Below are 14,560 nucleotides of genomic sequence, written 5' to 3'. Positions count from 1 at the left end.
ATATAAATAATATATAGTAAAAAGACAAGGAGTGAATTACATGGGGTTTTATGAAGAGTTAAGTAAATATTATGACATAGTTTTTCCCGTTACTAATGACAAGGTTAGTTTTGTACACAATAAATCAATTAATAAATCTAGAATTCTAGATGTAGCTTGTGGAACTGGAGGATATTCTATCGCTTTATCTAAGTTAGGCCATACAGTGCATGGAATCGACCTAGACAAAGAAATGATAGAGTCTGCAATTAGAAAGGCTAGAAATGAGGGACTAGATATTTATTTTAGACATGGTGATATGAAAGATATATTTAATATATTTAAAGAAAATAAGTACGATACTATTTTTTGTATAGGGAACTCTTTAGTCCACTTGAATAGTGAATTGGAAATAGAGCAATTCATTCATGATACTTATAAAATGCTTAATGATAATGGAAAAGCCATTATTCAAATAGTCAACTATGATAGGATATTAGATTTTGGTGTAGACTATTTACCAACTATAATACGTGATGAAGAAAGACTTAAATTTATTAGAAGATATGAGTATAATAATGACAGTAATAAAATATACTTCAACACAGAACTGTCTATAGAAAAAGATAATAATGTAGAAAAATATGTGAACTCAGTTCTACTCTTACCATTGAGAAGTAATGTGTTAGCTAAGATGCTTATGGACGCTGGATTTAAAGAAGTAGATATGTATGGAAGCTTTAATGAAGATAAGCACATTATTCAATCCTTTGCTACTATAGCAGTAGCTTCAAAATAGATTATCTTAATATATGGACCTTCTATTACTATATTGATGTAATATATCCATGTAAAAGTTCATAGATATATATAGATAGTAAAAGGAGGTAATGTATATGGAAAATGATAATAATAAAAAAATTGAAAAAGCTATAGAAGACCTTAAGGGCAAAATTGAACCAACAGAGGAGCAGCTTGATAAGATTAAAAATATAGCTGAAAAGTATTCAAATAAGTCTGATGAAGAAATATTTTTTGAAATTATAAAGCTTAACAAACAAATGGCTGGAAGTATGGGAGAAGATGAATATAAAGATAAAATAGCTAAACTGGAGAAAATACGTCCTTTGTTGAATGAGGAACAAAGCAAGAAATTAGACATGATATTAATGTTAATGAGGAATGGACAGTAATGTAAACCTCATAAGATAACTAGACACACTTTAGAGTGTGTCTTTTGCTTTACCTATTATTGTAAACTATAGAAAATTGGTATATTAGACAATGATGATACTGTGTGTTATAATATCATATATATTATGTAAACCTAGAAAGGGGACGATTATGAAGCTTTCAAGGAACAAAAAGATATTGAGTGTAGCTATTTGCTTAATAATAGTCTTATCTTTATCCCTATTTGTTTTTCTGCAGGATAATAGAGACTACAAAGAAGTTTCATATATAAAATTTATTAGCAACATTGACAAAGGGAATATAAAGTCCGTAAATTTAAGTAGTGATGCCAAAATTACCGGTGAACTGAAGGATGGTACCTATTTTAAAACTGATAATCCTAGATCTGAAAATTTTAAGGAGAAGCTTCTTGAATCTGGGGTAGAGGTACAAGAGACTGAAGGAAGCAGTACTGCAAAGGATGTAGGAATGCTAATATTTGTACTTTTAGCATTCAGCGGAATGGCATATTTTTTTAATAGAAATTCAAGTAAACAGGCACAAAAGGAAATGACACAAATGTCTGATATAGATAATGATAATGAAGATTCAGCAAAAATTACATTTAATGATGTAGCAGGTAATGAGGAAGTAAAAGAGAGTCTCAAAGAATTAGTTGACTTTATTCAAAATCCAGAAAAATATGAAAAGTATGGCGCAAGAATGCCAAGAGGTGTATTACTTTATGGACCGCCAGGTACTGGAAAAACTTTATTGGCTAAAGCGTTAGCTGGAGAAGCAGGTGTTTCTTTTTTTGCAGTAACAGGTTCAGATTTCATACAGGTTTATGCTGGTATTGGTGCAAGTAGAATAAGAAGTTTGTTTAAAAAGGCTAGACAAGCAGGGAAATGTGTTATTTTCATAGATGAGATTGATGCTTTAGGTAAGAAAAGAAGAGGTGGAGCATCAAGTGGGGGTTCAGATGAAAGTGATAGAACGTTGAATGCTTTATTAACTGAAATGTCAGGTTTTAAAGGTAATGAGGGAATTATTGTAATTGCAGCAACAAATAGAATAGACACCCTAGATGAAGCATTATTAAGACCAGGAAGATTTGATAGACAGATAGAGGTCGGTCTTCCAGACATTAATGCAAGATATAAAATTCTTAGACTTCATAGTTTAAACAAACCAGTTAGTGATAATGTCGATCTGAAAAAAGTTGCTTACCAAACAGTATATTTTAGTGGTGCAAAACTTGAAAGCCTTATGAATGAATCGGCTATGTTAGCAGCGAAAAATAATGATACGCAAATACAAATGAATCATATTGATAAAGCATTCTATACAGTTATTGCAGGTGAAGAAAAAAAAGATAGAAGCAGTATTTCTCATGAAGAGAAAGAAATTACCGCATATCATGAAGCTGGACACGCACTAGTAACAAAGCTTGTTTCTCCAAAGAACAGAGTTACTAAAATCAGTATAATACCAAGTACAAAAGGTGCTGGTGGATTTAGCATGAATATACCTCCGGATAAGATGTATCAAACAAAAGAGGATATAAGAAATCATATCATAATAGCATTAGGAGGAAGAGCGGCTGAAGAGATTATATTCGGAAAAGAAATGATCACTACAGGAGCGTCTAATGATTTGCAGAAAGCTACAGATATGTCTTTAGCTATGATTGCAAGATTTGGTATGGATGAAGAAGCGGGATTATTGAACTATGAGACTTTATTAGGACATAGCTTAGGCTCAAATGCTTATATCCTAGAAAGAACTAAAAGTGTAATTAATAGTCTATATGAACATACGTTGAATATACTAAAATCAAACAAAGAAGTATTGGAGCTAATTGTAGCTACACTTTTATTAAAAGAAACCATTGATGAAGATGAATTGAACAGTATTTTAGATAAAAAAGTAGCCTAGATAATAATTGTAAATATTTTTATGAATTAAGGGGATAGTATAGATACTATTCCCTTAACAAAAAAAATGGCTATTTGTCAACACTTGTATATATGTGAAATACTTATTATAGTTTACATAAATAATAATAACATAAAATATTTTTCTATAATTCTAGTTATTAAGTTTTTAATTTTATTAGAATTGTAGTATAATAATTACATAATAGTTTTCCTAAGATGTACGATAGCTTTTGATAATTCAACCAACATAGAAGATACGGGAGTTTGGGTCCCCTTTCCGATGATAAGCCTTTATAATATGGAAATCAGGAGTTCGAGGCAGAACACCCACCTGCATGAGTAGCGGGTATGAATTAGATGGGCGACCGGCATCATGGGAATATAAAATCCTTAAGCGATTAGCTTAAGGATTTTATATTTTTGTCAATTTGTTACAATGTTTAGATTCTTTATTTATTAAAGTTAATATAATTTTAACAGATTTTTAATACTAAGTGTTATCTAATTATTATATGATAAATGAAGAATAAAGTTAAGGGAATGGTGTTATGGAGAACCTACATTTCGATCATCTATATACAGAGTTAAGTAATATTTTAAAAAGTAAAAGTGTTAACACACTTTTTCAACCAATTGTTTCTCTAAAGAATGGAGAAGTATTAGGGTATGAAGCATTAAGTAGAGGGCCTAAGAATTCATTTTTTTATAATCCGCTTGAATTGTTTAATACAGCAAAACAATATAACTTGTTATGGGACTTAGAATGTGTATGTAGACAGAAAGCTTTAGAGAATGCTTCTAATAATCTTAACGATAAAAAGCTGTTTATAAACATTGATCCTGATATAATACAAGACAAAAACTTTAAGCAGGGATTTACTAAAGAACTACTAAAGAAATATAATATTAATCCAAATGATGTGATCTTTGAAATTACTGAAAATACATCTATCAAAGATTTGAAAAGCTTAAGAAATATACTGGATAATTATACTGAGCAAGGATATAATATTGCTCTTGATGATACAGGTTCTGGGTATTCAGGTTTATTGATTCTCGCAGAAACTCGTCCAAATTATATTAAGATGGATATGGAATTAATTAGAGATATTGATAAAAATAAATTTAAAAAAGATTTACTTGCTACTTTTCGTGAATTTGCTCAAAATACTAGAGTACATATTATAGCAGAAGGAATAGAAACCGAAGATGAATTAAAGACACTCATAGGGTTAGGTATTGAGTATGGTCAAGGATATTTACTTCAGAGACCAAACGAAAAAATAAAAGATATCGACAGAGATATAGTTGAGATGATAAAGAGCTTAAATTCTAAAAATGAACTTTTAGAAGTTGGTGGAACAGAAGATTTCTGTATAGGATTTTTAGCTAGAAAAGATAGTTATATTGAGTTAAATACTACAGTAGAAGAGGTTAATGATATATTTTCATATAATTATAGGTTACAAGGTATACCAGTAGTATCTGAACGAAGACCTGTTGGATTAGTAATGAGAAATAAATTTTATTATCAAATCCTAAAAAAAAGCTATGTAGAAATAAACAATAAATCAATCGAAACTATAATGACAAAACTTCCGTTAATAATTGATTATGATGCACCAGTTAAAAAGGTTGCTAATTTAGCAATGTCTAGAAGAGAAGAATGCACATATGACTATGTTATAGTAGTTAAGGATAATGAATATTTTGGGATAGTTACAATATTAGATATATTGGATTTACTTTCAAGATAAAGAATACAGCTAAAAAATAGCTGTATTCTTTATCTTTTAAAACTATATAAAATTTTTATAAAATGTTGTGGTAGACCTTTAGTTATGATTAAGGCTAAAAAATATGTTACTCCTCCACTAATTAGACATATAAAAAAGCTTATATAGCTTTTCGTATTAATATTAGTTAGATATTTATAAGCTGTCAGTATTGTAAAGATGGATAATATTGATGCAAAAATAGGTTTAAATATATAATCAAAGATTTTTATTTTTATTTGGATTGTATGATTAAGGGTCATATAATTGAGCAAACAGATAGTAAATGTTGAAAGTATGAATCCTAAAAAGAATCCATTTATTCCGAATGCTGGATTACCTACAAGAAAGTATGTAGTAAAAAGTTGTATTGACATACCAATTAAATAATTAACAGTTGCACTAATCTGCTTACCCATGCCGTGCAGTATCCCGGATAGTGTATGTTGTAGTGAAATGAATATTGTACTATAGCCTAGTATACCGATATATTCACCAACAGCTTTATCGCCATAGAAAAACATTGCCAGTGGATTAGAGAAAAATACATAAAGTAAGGTTAAGGGTATTGATATGAGTAGTGTAATTCTCATAGATAATGCTATATTAGTTTTAATCAAACTATAATTTTTTAATTCCATTTCTTCTGATAAGTTTGGAATAATATTTATTACTAGTGCGGATGTAACTATAAATGGTAGAAAAATAATCGGCATAGACATTCCTACTACTCTTCCAAAGATAGATATGGCTTCTTTATTTGAGTATCCAGCAATCATTAGTCTCTGAGGTATAAGCACTGCATTAGCAAGCTGCATCAATACACTTATAACTCTGGAAATAGTGATTGGAACAGCTATATAACTAATTTTTGAGATAATTGTACGATATTTTACCTGTCTTTTTGCGTTTGAGTGTGTAGAGCGTGATAATAGTCTATAATGAAATACTAACCAAGCTAAACCAAAGAGTTCCCCGACACTAATTCCTACAACAGCTATTATAGAACCTAGTTTAGGGTTTACAGGATATAAATAATATATAATACCTAGAACAAATATAATCCTCGTCAGTTGCTCTATGATTTGTGCTATTCCAGCAGGACTTATCCTTTTTAGACCATAGAAATATCCTCGCATTACAGAAGATAATGAAATTATTAGTACAGCTGGTGCAGTTAATAACACAGAAAAATATATATCATTGTTTTTCAATATGATGGCACATATATTTTTACCAAGAAATATTATTAATAGACTAAAGAAAACAGCTATGATAAAGGTAAATAAAAACGCTACCTTAAAAACCTTTTTTGCACCGTAGCTGTTTCCTATTGAGTTCTGCTTTGCAACAAGCTTTGACACAGCTATAGGTATGCCAGCTGTAGTAAATGTTATGAAAAACATTAGAACTGGAAATACCATTTGGAATAGACCGATTCCCTCTGGACCGATAAGCTTAGACAATATGATTTTATAGCTGAATCCAATAATACGTACAATAAAGTTTACTGTAGCCAATATTATCGCACCATATATAAACCCTGATTTGTTCAATATATCACCCCGCTATTACTATATTATGCAAGAATAGATGTAAAAAGAATGCAAAGCTATAAAACTTAACTTCTATAAACAGTAGTTTTAAAAAGCATAAGTATTTTTTTGATAATATATAACATAATATTCTTGTTGTTTATAGTGATAATACATGGTATACTAAGCTAGAAAATTAAATAAGACAGTTCGTAACCATCCTGTCTATAAACAAAACTAGGATTGAATGTTAAGTATTTGATGTTCTGTTTGTGTTTTTTGGGGGTGTAATACCTCTTTTTTATTTAAAAAATTTACTCAAGCGCAAAAAGATGACTAATATAAATACTTGATTATGATAGTTTAGGGGCAGAATATGCCCTTTTTTTATTGGTTCAATTCGAAGAATTGACATCTTGTTAAAAGGAGGTAATGAAATGCGTGCAAAAAGAAGCGGTGAAAGAAATTTTGATAAGAGTTCAAGTATGTCTAATGTTAGGAAGATTACAACTTCAGGAATTGTTATAGCTTTGTACGTTGCGGTTATGTTTTTTACTCAAGGATTTGCCTTTGGGCAATATCAAATTAGGATTGCTACTTCAATCTATGCATTAACTGCTATTCATCCATTTTTAATTGTGCCAATGGGATTAAGTAATCTACTAAGTAACATACTTATGGGTGGATTGGGGATTTTTGATATTATTGGCGGTTTTATTGTAGGGATTTTGACATCTACTATCGTATATCTAATTAAAAGGTATAATCTAAATGATTGGCTTATTACACTGCCAATTATATTAATCCCAGGGCTAATTGTACCAATCTGGTTGTCTTACCTAATCAATGTGCCTTATAGAATATTAGCGACTAGTATTATTATCGGTCAGATACTTCCAGGAATTTTTGGGGTTATTTTAGTAAAGAACTTAAGAAATAAAGGAATATAAATTTTGATGCTTAAACTGTCAAAACATTTTTTTAGAAAAAATATAATTATTATATTAAATGGAGGAGTAATAATGAACGGAAGAAACGAAAAAGAATTAGAAGGAGTTACTTTGCTAGGAAATCAAGGTATTAAATATAATTATGATTATAACCCAGAGGTATTAGAGTACTTTATTAATAAGCATCCGGAGAACGATTATTTTGTAAAATTTAATTGCCCTGAATTTACTAGCCTTTGTCCTAAAACAGGGCAACCCGATTTTGCAACTATTTATATATCTTATGTGCCAAACAATTTTCTGATTGAAAGCAAATCGTTAAAGCTTTATTTACTAAGTTTTAGAAATCATGGGGATTTTCATGAAGATTGTATGAATATTATTATGAAAGATCTCATCAAGTTAATTAGTCCTAAATATATAGAAGTAAGGGGTAAGTTTACTCCTAGAGGAGGTATTTCTATCGACCCTTATTGTAACTATGGAAAACCTAATACTAAGTGGGAGGAAGTGGCTATAAAACGACTATGTTATCATGATATGTATCCAGAAAAAATAGATAACAGATAGTAAAATACTTTTGTTGGTTATTGATTCTATTACATTTATAATTTTTTCACAATAAGCTCAAGTTTTGTAGGCTTTAGCTAAACGTTTAATAGTAGTATTTGTATTATTACAAATGAAGTTTTGTGTAGTATAATTAGAGTTAAAGAAGTTTACGGGGGTGTTTCAAATAAAAAAGATTGAAAAACTAATCATAAACGGGAATTTTATTACTATGAATGAGGATAATCCTAAAGTGAGTTATTTAGGGATTACAGGTGGAAAAATAGTAAAGGCAGGAGATCAAGAAAAGTTGCCTGAATTGATAAGAAATTGTGACCGTGTAGTAGACCTTGAAGGAAGAACTGTTCTTCCTGGACTTACTGATGCTCATATGCATTTGATTTCTTATAGCAATAAGAAATCAAATCAGGTTGATTTGAATGAAGTAAATAGTATGGATGAGCTTATTAATACTGTAAAGGAATTCATTAATAAAAAGAATATAAAGCCTGGGGAATGGGTGATAGGCTCGGGATGGAATCATGAGAGATATGCCGATAGTGAGCTTCCAACAAGAGCACATCTTGACAAGGCATCTACGATTAATCCTATCATGCTTTTTAGAACATGTTATCATATTGTTGCGGTCAACTCAAAAGCACTTGAGGTAGCTAAAATAGACGAGAATACTACATATTCAGATGATGGGAAAATAGATAAGGATATACATGGAGTACCAACTGGAATAATAAGAGAAAATGCTATAGAGCTTATTGACGATGCCATTCCTATGTTTGAAGATAAAGAAACAATAAAAAAGTTGATAGTAAGTGGATGTAATGACTTAGCTGAATATGGAATAACAACAGTTCATACAGATGATTTTTCTTATATTAGTAATAAGAAAGTACTATTAGAAGCGTATAAAGAACTGGAATATGAAAACAAGCTTCCTATTAGGGTTGTATTACAGCTAAGGGTTCATAGCAAACAGGATTTATACGAATATATCGATATGGGAATTAAATCTTATGAGGGTAGTGATATGTTAAAATATGGTCCTGTTAAACTTATAGCTGATGGCTCCTTAGGCTCGGGAACAGCTGCATTAAACGAACCTTACTCAGATGAACAAAACAATAGAGGCATCTTTACATTTGATGAGAATGTTTTTGAAGAGATAATTTTTGAGGCTTTCAAATCTGACTTCGACATAGCAATACATGCTATAGGTGATAGGACAATGGAAATTGCATTAACAGCATTTGAAAAGCATAAAGACCTATATAAGAGTAAAGATTTTAGACCATCAATAATTCATTGTCAGATTGCAAATAAGGATATTATCCATAGGTTTAGCACGAATGATATAATTGCCAATATTCAGCCAATTTTTATTAATTATGACTGGTCAATTGCTGAGAAGAGAGTTGGTAAAAAACGACTTGAATATAGTTATTGTTGGAACAAATTCACAAAAAATGGCATAACATGTGTTGCAAGCTCAGATGCTCCGATAGACACTTTTAATCCTATGTATGGAATATACTGTGCTGTTACTAGAAAAGATTTAAAAGGAATGCCTGATAAAGGCTGGCTAGAGCATGAAAAACTTAATGTGTATGAAGCTATTAAGTTATATACAATAAATTCTTCAGTTTTATCAAAAGATGAAGAAGAAAAGGGATGCTTAAAAGAGGGAATGTACGCAGATTTTATAGTTTTATCAGATAACATCGAAAAAATTACTGAAGATAGTATTAGAGACATTAAAGTAATTGAAACATACATAAATGGGGAGAAACTAGGAAAGACTCTTAATAATATATAGAGCTTATGACGAGAGAAGGTATAGGTATGGAGTTAGTATGCCCATTATGTAATGGAATAGTAGACTTTAATATTAAGTGCCCTATATGCGATAATTCCATGATAAATGAGGGGCCTGTAGTTGATTATTTAGACGAATACAGTCCATATTTAGCTAGTGATATTACACAGCTAGTAGATGGAGCACCATATGATAAGTGCGTTCATCTTTTTCAATGTAAACATTGTAATTATGATAATAGAATTCAAATAGATAGAGTAAGAATGTAGTATTCTTACTCTATCTTTATGAAGTGCTTTTTTCTATTTTTATAATTAGTTATATATTTAAATCCTAGTTCTCTTAACAGATTTATTACATCATTATATGCAAAGCAGATATCCTCTGGTTTGTGTGCATCGGAACCAATAGAAAGTATTTCTCCACCCAAATCTTTATAAAGCTTTAATATTTCAACAGTTGGATGAAAGGAGTTTACTCCGTATCTAATACCTGAAGTGTTTATCTCGATCCCTTTTTCTTTAGCTATTAATTTTTCTAAAACCTTTGTAAGTAAAGGTTTATATTCTCCTAATTCCAATCCTTTATCCATATATTTAACATATCTATCTATCAAATTCAAATGTCCTATAACATCAAAATCATTGAAAGAGCTCAAACATGAGTACAGGTCGCCATAATAGTCTTTATAAGCATCTTGTGGAGCTTTATTGATGTAAAATTCTCCTTCGTGAAGTTCTTTTCCTTTTGCTGTATGAATAGACATTATTATAAAGTCAAACAAATCAAGGCATATTAAGCGGTTTATGGTTTTGCTTAAGTGAGGCTGCATACCTAGCTCGATACCACTGAGAATTTCAATCTGACCACGATACTTATGCTTTATTTTTTTGAATTCTTTAAAATAATCATTGACATCAAAAACAAAATCTATTTCACTGTTGCCATAATCAAAGTCTATGTGATCAGTAAACGACAAAACTTTTACATTTTTTTCTATTGCACCAAGAACCATTTCCTCCATAGAATATTTACAGTCACCTGAAAAATTACTATGGACGTGATAGTCATACATTAAATCCACTCCTAAATATATTTTAGATATTTTAGAAAACCACTACCAACTTATTCTACTAAAATAAGCTTAACAAGTAAAGAAGCTTAAGAAATAGTTTTAGCATATTTCTTAAGCTTAGTATATTTTAAACGTTATAAGCTTACTTTATCTTGAAAATCCTCCTTGTATTGCAACCTGTATAAGTCGTAATACATTCCACCTTTGTTTAATAATTCTTGATGAGAGCCAATCTCTTTTACTTTTCCTTTATGCAGAACTATTATTTTATCAGAATGTTGTATTGTTGAAAGTCTATGAGCCACAGCAATAGTAGTTCTTCCTTTGATGAGTTTCAGTAGTGCGTCTTGTATAAGTGATTCTGTTTCTGTGTCTATATTAGAAGTGGCTTCATCCAAGACTAATATATCAGGGTTAAAAGCTAAGGCTCTGGCAAATGCCAGTAGTTGCCTTTGTCCAGATGACAAAGTGGAACCTCTTTCCATTACTGGTTCATCATATTTATTAGGAAGCTTATCAATAAAGCTATGCGCATTTACATATTCTGATACTTTTATTATTTCCTCATCGGTTATATTTTCACTATTTAGCCTTATATTATTTTTTATACTACCTGTAAATAGAAATACATCTTGAAGAACTATACCTATATGCTTTCTAAGCTCATATTTATCTATATCCTTTATATTTTTATCATCTATGAGTATTTCACCCTTTTGAATATCGTAAAATCTATTAATCAGGCTGATAATTGAAGTTTTTCCAGCACCTGTTGCTCCAACAAAAGCAACTGCTTCGCCAGGGTTAATTGTGAAGCTTACATCACGTAAAACCCAATTTTCTTTTTCATAAGCAAACCATACATTTTTAAACTCGATCTTTCCTTTTGATTTCTTGAATTGAACTGGAGTTTGACTATTTTTTATATCTTCATCCTTATCAAGAATCATGAAAATTCTTTCAGATGATGCCATTGCTGCCTGGAGAATGTTATATTTTTCAGTTAAGCTTAGGATAGGCTCAAAAAACATTTGTAAGTAGTTTATGAATGCATATAGCACACCAAACTCAATTGCTCCAGATATTACATCACCACCGCCAATCCAAACAATCATAGCAATACCTAATGAACGGATAATTTCTATTCCAGGTCTAAATATTGCATACACGAATATCTCTTGTTTAGTTGCGTCTAGATAGTCATTATTAATATGATCAAATTCTTTGAATTTCTTGTTTTCTTTTTTAAATATATGGACAGTCTTCATTCCTGTAATATTTTCATTTAGTGTTGAGTTGATCCGTGCAAGCCTAACTCTTACAAGCCTATATACCTTTCTAATTTTAGCTCTGAATATCATAGAAGCAACTAGTATTAGCGGAACTACAGATAAAGAAAAGAGAGCGAGTCTGTAGTTCATTTTAAGCATTGTTATGACTATTCCTATCAATAAAAAAATATCCTTAAACAGATTCACTAAAACGTTAGTATACATTTCATTTAATGCTTCTGTGTCATTTGTAACTCTTGTAACAAGTCTTCCTAATGGGTTTTTGTCAAAATACGAAAGTGACATTTTTTGAAGATGAGAGAAAATTTCTTGTCTAATATTGAAAATAATTTTTTGACTAGTATAGTTCAGAATATAAACTTGTATATAGTTAAATACAAAACTTATTGTTATAACTCCAAGAAATAAAAGTCCTACTCTTGAAAGTCCATCTATGTCACCAGCTTTTATGTAGTTATCTATAGCAATTTTTAAAATATATGGTCTTGCTATGTCACTTACAGTTACTATTATAAGAAGTAAAAAGCATATTAAAATGTATATCCAATAAGGCTTTGCGTATGATAATAATCTTTTCATGAGCTTGGAGTCATACGCTTTGCCAAGGTTTTCTTCTTCGTGAATATTTGCCATTTAGATACCTCCTTTATTGGTTATTCAATTTTTCCTCTAAGAGCTGTTTTTCATATATATCATTATATATTCCTTTAATTTCTATCAATTCCTCGTGAGTACCTCTTTCTACGATATTTCCATCATCTAAAACAATTATTTCGTCAGCATTTTTAATAGTAGATATTCTATGAGCAATTAATATTGTTGTACAAGTATTCATTATATCTTTAAGGCTATTAAGAATTTTTTCCTCAGTTTGAGTATCAACTGCAGATAAACTGTCATCGAGTATAAGTATACTTGGCTTTTTTATTATAGAGCGAGCTATAGCTGTTCTCTGTTTTTGCCCGCCAGATAGTGTAACTCCTCTTTCTCCGAGCATAGTATCAAATTTATCAGGAAATTCCATAACGTTATCATAAAGCTCAGCTGCTTTTGCAGCATTTATTATTTCTTCATCAGATATGGTATCTTCAAATGCAAAAGCTATATTTTCTTTTATAGTATTTGAAAATAAAAAGCTGTCTTGAGATACATATCCGATGTTTTCTCTAAGAATCTTAAGTGGAATTTTGTTAATATCTATACCGTCTACAAGAATTTTTTCTTCAGACGTATTAAATAGTCTAAGTAATAGATTTACTAAAGTTGTTTTTCCACTTCCTGTTCTTCCTATAATGGCTAAAGTACGACCTTTTTCTATATTTACATCAATGTTACGAATTGCATAATTTTCGCTACCAGGATACTTAAAGGATAGGTTTTTAAATTCTACTTTTCCATCTATATGGGAAACATTCAAAGTATTATTATCATATATATCTGGCTTTTCATTGAAAATATCATTTAGCCTTTCCATAGATGCCGCTCCTCTTTGCAATACATTTATTACCTGTCCTATAGCAATCATTGGCCAAACCATTAATCCTAAATAACTATTAAACGCAATAAAGTCTCCCAGTGATATTTCTCTTTTGATTACAAGCATCCCTCCATACCATATTACTACTAGAAAACTAAGAGAAGAAATAAACTGAATTAGAGGATGAAATATTCCCCATACTTTAATTAACCGAATATTCATCTTAAAATTATGCTGGTTAGATTTAGTGAACTTTTCTATTTCTTTTTCTTCTTGAACGAAGGATTTTACTACTCTAATGCCAGCAAAATTTTCTTGAACCTTATCTGTTAAATTTGAAAAAGAATCTTGTACGTCTTTAAAACGTAAATGTATTAACTTTCCGAATTTTCCCACCATAATAGCTAGAAATGGTAGTGGGAATAAAGCAAGTATAGTGAGTCTAGCATTTGCGGTATGAAACATCATAATTACAGCTGATATGGTCATAAATACAGCATCAGTTATCATAACTACTCCTGGGCCTAAAGCCATTCTAACGGCATTTATATCATTAGTTGCATGAGCCATTAAATCTCCGGTTTTATGATTGTTAAAGTAATTTGTTGAAAGTGCTTGAAGATGTTTAAATAATTTGTTTCTCAAATAATATTCAAGAAATCTAGAGGTACCGTTTATATAAATTCGCCAGAAATATCTACCTATACCAATACCCAGTCCTGTTATTATTATGTAAGAAGAGTATTTTAATAGATCTTGACGTGTTAACAAACCAGATTCTAAAAGGTTAGTCAATTTTCGTAAAATTTGAGGGACTATCAATTGTATGATATCTACTAATATTAGCCATAACACACCTAGAATATATTTCCACTTGTGCTTGATGAAAAAGCTTTTGAGTGTTTTAAAGCTACTCATGTTATACCTCCTTAAAAAGACAGAATACTATATTTATTTCGATACTCAAAATATATTACCTGCTTT

The 14,560-nt window shown here is 30.3% G+C and carries 12 protein-coding genes and 1 other RNA gene; 9 read left to right on the top strand and 4 right to left on the bottom strand.

The features are described 5' to 3' along the window. The first annotated feature begins 40 nt into the window (after positions 1 to 40). From HNR33_RS01155 to HNR33_RS01135, 5 genes are all read left to right on the top strand, one after another. Positions 41 to 778 (top strand): class I SAM-dependent methyltransferase, encoded by a 738-nt coding sequence (locus HNR33_RS01155; protein ID WP_429079236.1) that lies wholly within the window; start codon positions 41 to 43, stop codon positions 776 to 778. Between the two features lie 97 nt (positions 779 to 875). Continuing rightward, entirely contained in the window at positions 876 to 1,172 is a 297-nt protein-coding gene (locus HNR33_RS01150) for a hypothetical protein (protein ID WP_429079235.1), read from the top strand. A gap of 151 nt (positions 1,173 to 1,323) precedes the next feature. After that, complete coding sequence (ftsH, locus tag HNR33_RS01145) at positions 1,324 to 3,090, top strand: ATP-dependent zinc metalloprotease FtsH (protein ID WP_429079234.1); 1,767 nt, start codon at positions 1,324 to 1,326, stop codon at positions 3,088 to 3,090. Positions 3,091 to 3,297: 207 nt separating this feature from the next. Further along, positions 3,298 to 3,476: non-coding RNA, 6S RNA (ssrS, locus tag HNR33_RS01140), on the top strand. A 164-nt stretch (positions 3,477 to 3,640) separates the two neighbouring features. Further along, positions 3,641 to 4,849, top strand: coding sequence for an EAL domain-containing protein (locus tag HNR33_RS01135; protein WP_429079233.1), 1,209 nt, complete (start codon positions 3,641 to 3,643; stop codon positions 4,847 to 4,849). Between the two features lie 29 nt (positions 4,850 to 4,878). On the opposite strand, the gene HNR33_RS01130 is transcribed toward HNR33_RS01135, so the two are convergent. Then, positions 4,879 to 6,423, bottom strand: a complete 1,545-nt coding sequence (locus tag HNR33_RS01130; RefSeq protein WP_429079232.1) for a putative polysaccharide biosynthesis protein — start codon at positions 6,421 to 6,423, stop codon at positions 4,879 to 4,881. Between the two features lie 416 nt (positions 6,424 to 6,839). Between HNR33_RS01130 and HNR33_RS01125 the strand changes: the two genes are divergently transcribed. The 4 genes from HNR33_RS01125 (at position 6,840) to HNR33_RS01110 (ending at position 10,001) form a co-directional block, all read left to right on the top strand. Beyond that, positions 6,840 to 7,352 (top strand): QueT transporter family protein, encoded by a 513-nt coding sequence (locus tag HNR33_RS01125; RefSeq protein ID WP_429079231.1) that lies wholly within the window; start codon positions 6,840 to 6,842, stop codon positions 7,350 to 7,352. Positions 7,353 to 7,424: 72 nt separating this feature from the next. Then, the gene (gene queF / locus HNR33_RS01120; RefSeq protein ID WP_429079230.1) at positions 7,425 to 7,922 is read left to right on the top strand and encodes a preQ(1) synthase; all 498 of its coding nucleotides are present in this window, start codon (positions 7,425 to 7,427) and stop codon (positions 7,920 to 7,922) included. Positions 7,923 to 8,133: 211 nt separating this feature from the next. After that, positions 8,134 to 9,732, top strand: coding sequence for an amidohydrolase (locus tag HNR33_RS01115; protein WP_429079229.1), 1,599 nt, complete (start codon positions 8,134 to 8,136; stop codon positions 9,730 to 9,732). Between the two features lie 5 nt (positions 9,733 to 9,737). Beyond that, positions 9,738 to 10,001, top strand: a complete 264-nt coding sequence (locus tag HNR33_RS01110) for a hypothetical protein (RefSeq protein WP_429079228.1) — start codon at positions 9,738 to 9,740, stop codon at positions 9,999 to 10,001. A 5-nt stretch (positions 10,002 to 10,006) separates the two neighbouring features. Here HNR33_RS01110 and HNR33_RS01105 read toward each other — a convergent pair whose 3' ends face one another. The 3 genes from HNR33_RS01105 to HNR33_RS01095 form a co-directional block, all read right to left on the bottom strand. Continuing rightward, positions 10,007 to 10,807, bottom strand: a complete 801-nt coding sequence (locus HNR33_RS01105; protein ID WP_429079227.1) for a histidinol-phosphatase HisJ family protein — start codon at positions 10,805 to 10,807, stop codon at positions 10,007 to 10,009. Between the two features lie 134 nt (positions 10,808 to 10,941). Further along, complete coding sequence (locus tag HNR33_RS01100) at positions 10,942 to 12,732, bottom strand: ABC transporter ATP-binding protein (RefSeq protein WP_429079226.1); 1,791 nt, start codon at positions 12,730 to 12,732, stop codon at positions 10,942 to 10,944. Between the two features lie 13 nt (positions 12,733 to 12,745). After that, positions 12,746 to 14,494, bottom strand: coding sequence for an ABC transporter ATP-binding protein (locus HNR33_RS01095; protein ID WP_429079225.1), 1,749 nt, complete (start codon positions 14,492 to 14,494; stop codon positions 12,746 to 12,748). Between the last annotated feature and the right edge of the window lie 66 nt (positions 14,495 to 14,560).

It is taken from the genome of Brassicibacter mesophilus (genome assembly GCF_050433385.1).
Taxonomy (GTDB): domain Bacteria; phylum Bacillota; class Clostridia; order Tissierellales; family Proteiniboraceae; genus Brassicibacter; species Brassicibacter mesophilus.
This window is presented reverse-complemented; position numbering and strand designations above follow the sequence as displayed.

Excerpts from the sequence above, each read along its gene's own strand:
- queF (WP_429079230.1), top strand. The coding sequence starts at position 7,425 with ATGAACGGAAGAAACGAAAAAGAATTAGAAGGAGTTACTTTGCTAGGA.
- HNR33_RS01110 (WP_429079228.1), top strand. The coding sequence starts at position 9,738 with ATGACGAGAGAAGGTATAGGTATGGAGTTAGTATGCCCATTATGTAAT.
- HNR33_RS01150 (WP_429079235.1), top strand. The coding sequence starts at position 876 with ATGGAAAATGATAATAATAAAAAAATTGAAAAAGCTATAGAAGACCTT.
- HNR33_RS01115 (WP_429079229.1), top strand. The coding sequence starts at position 8,134 with ATGAATGAGGATAATCCTAAAGTGAGTTATTTAGGGATTACAGGTGGA.
- HNR33_RS01125 (WP_429079231.1), top strand. The coding sequence starts at position 6,840 with ATGCGTGCAAAAAGAAGCGGTGAAAGAAATTTTGATAAGAGTTCAAGT.
- HNR33_RS01100 (WP_429079226.1), bottom strand. The coding sequence starts at position 12,732 with ATGGCAAATATTCACGAAGAAGAAAACCTTGGCAAAGCGTATGACTCC.
- ftsH (WP_429079234.1), top strand. The coding sequence starts at position 1,324 with ATGAAGCTTTCAAGGAACAAAAAGATATTGAGTGTAGCTATTTGCTTA.
- HNR33_RS01135 (WP_429079233.1), top strand. The coding sequence starts at position 3,641 with ATGGAGAACCTACATTTCGATCATCTATATACAGAGTTAAGTAATATT.
- HNR33_RS01155 (WP_429079236.1), top strand. The coding sequence starts at position 41 with ATGGGGTTTTATGAAGAGTTAAGTAAATATTATGACATAGTTTTTCCC.
- HNR33_RS01095 (WP_429079225.1), bottom strand. The coding sequence starts at position 14,494 with ATGAGTAGCTTTAAAACACTCAAAAGCTTTTTCATCAAGCACAAGTGG.
- HNR33_RS01105 (WP_429079227.1), bottom strand. The coding sequence starts at position 10,807 with ATGTATGACTATCACGTCCATAGTAATTTTTCAGGTGACTGTAAATAT.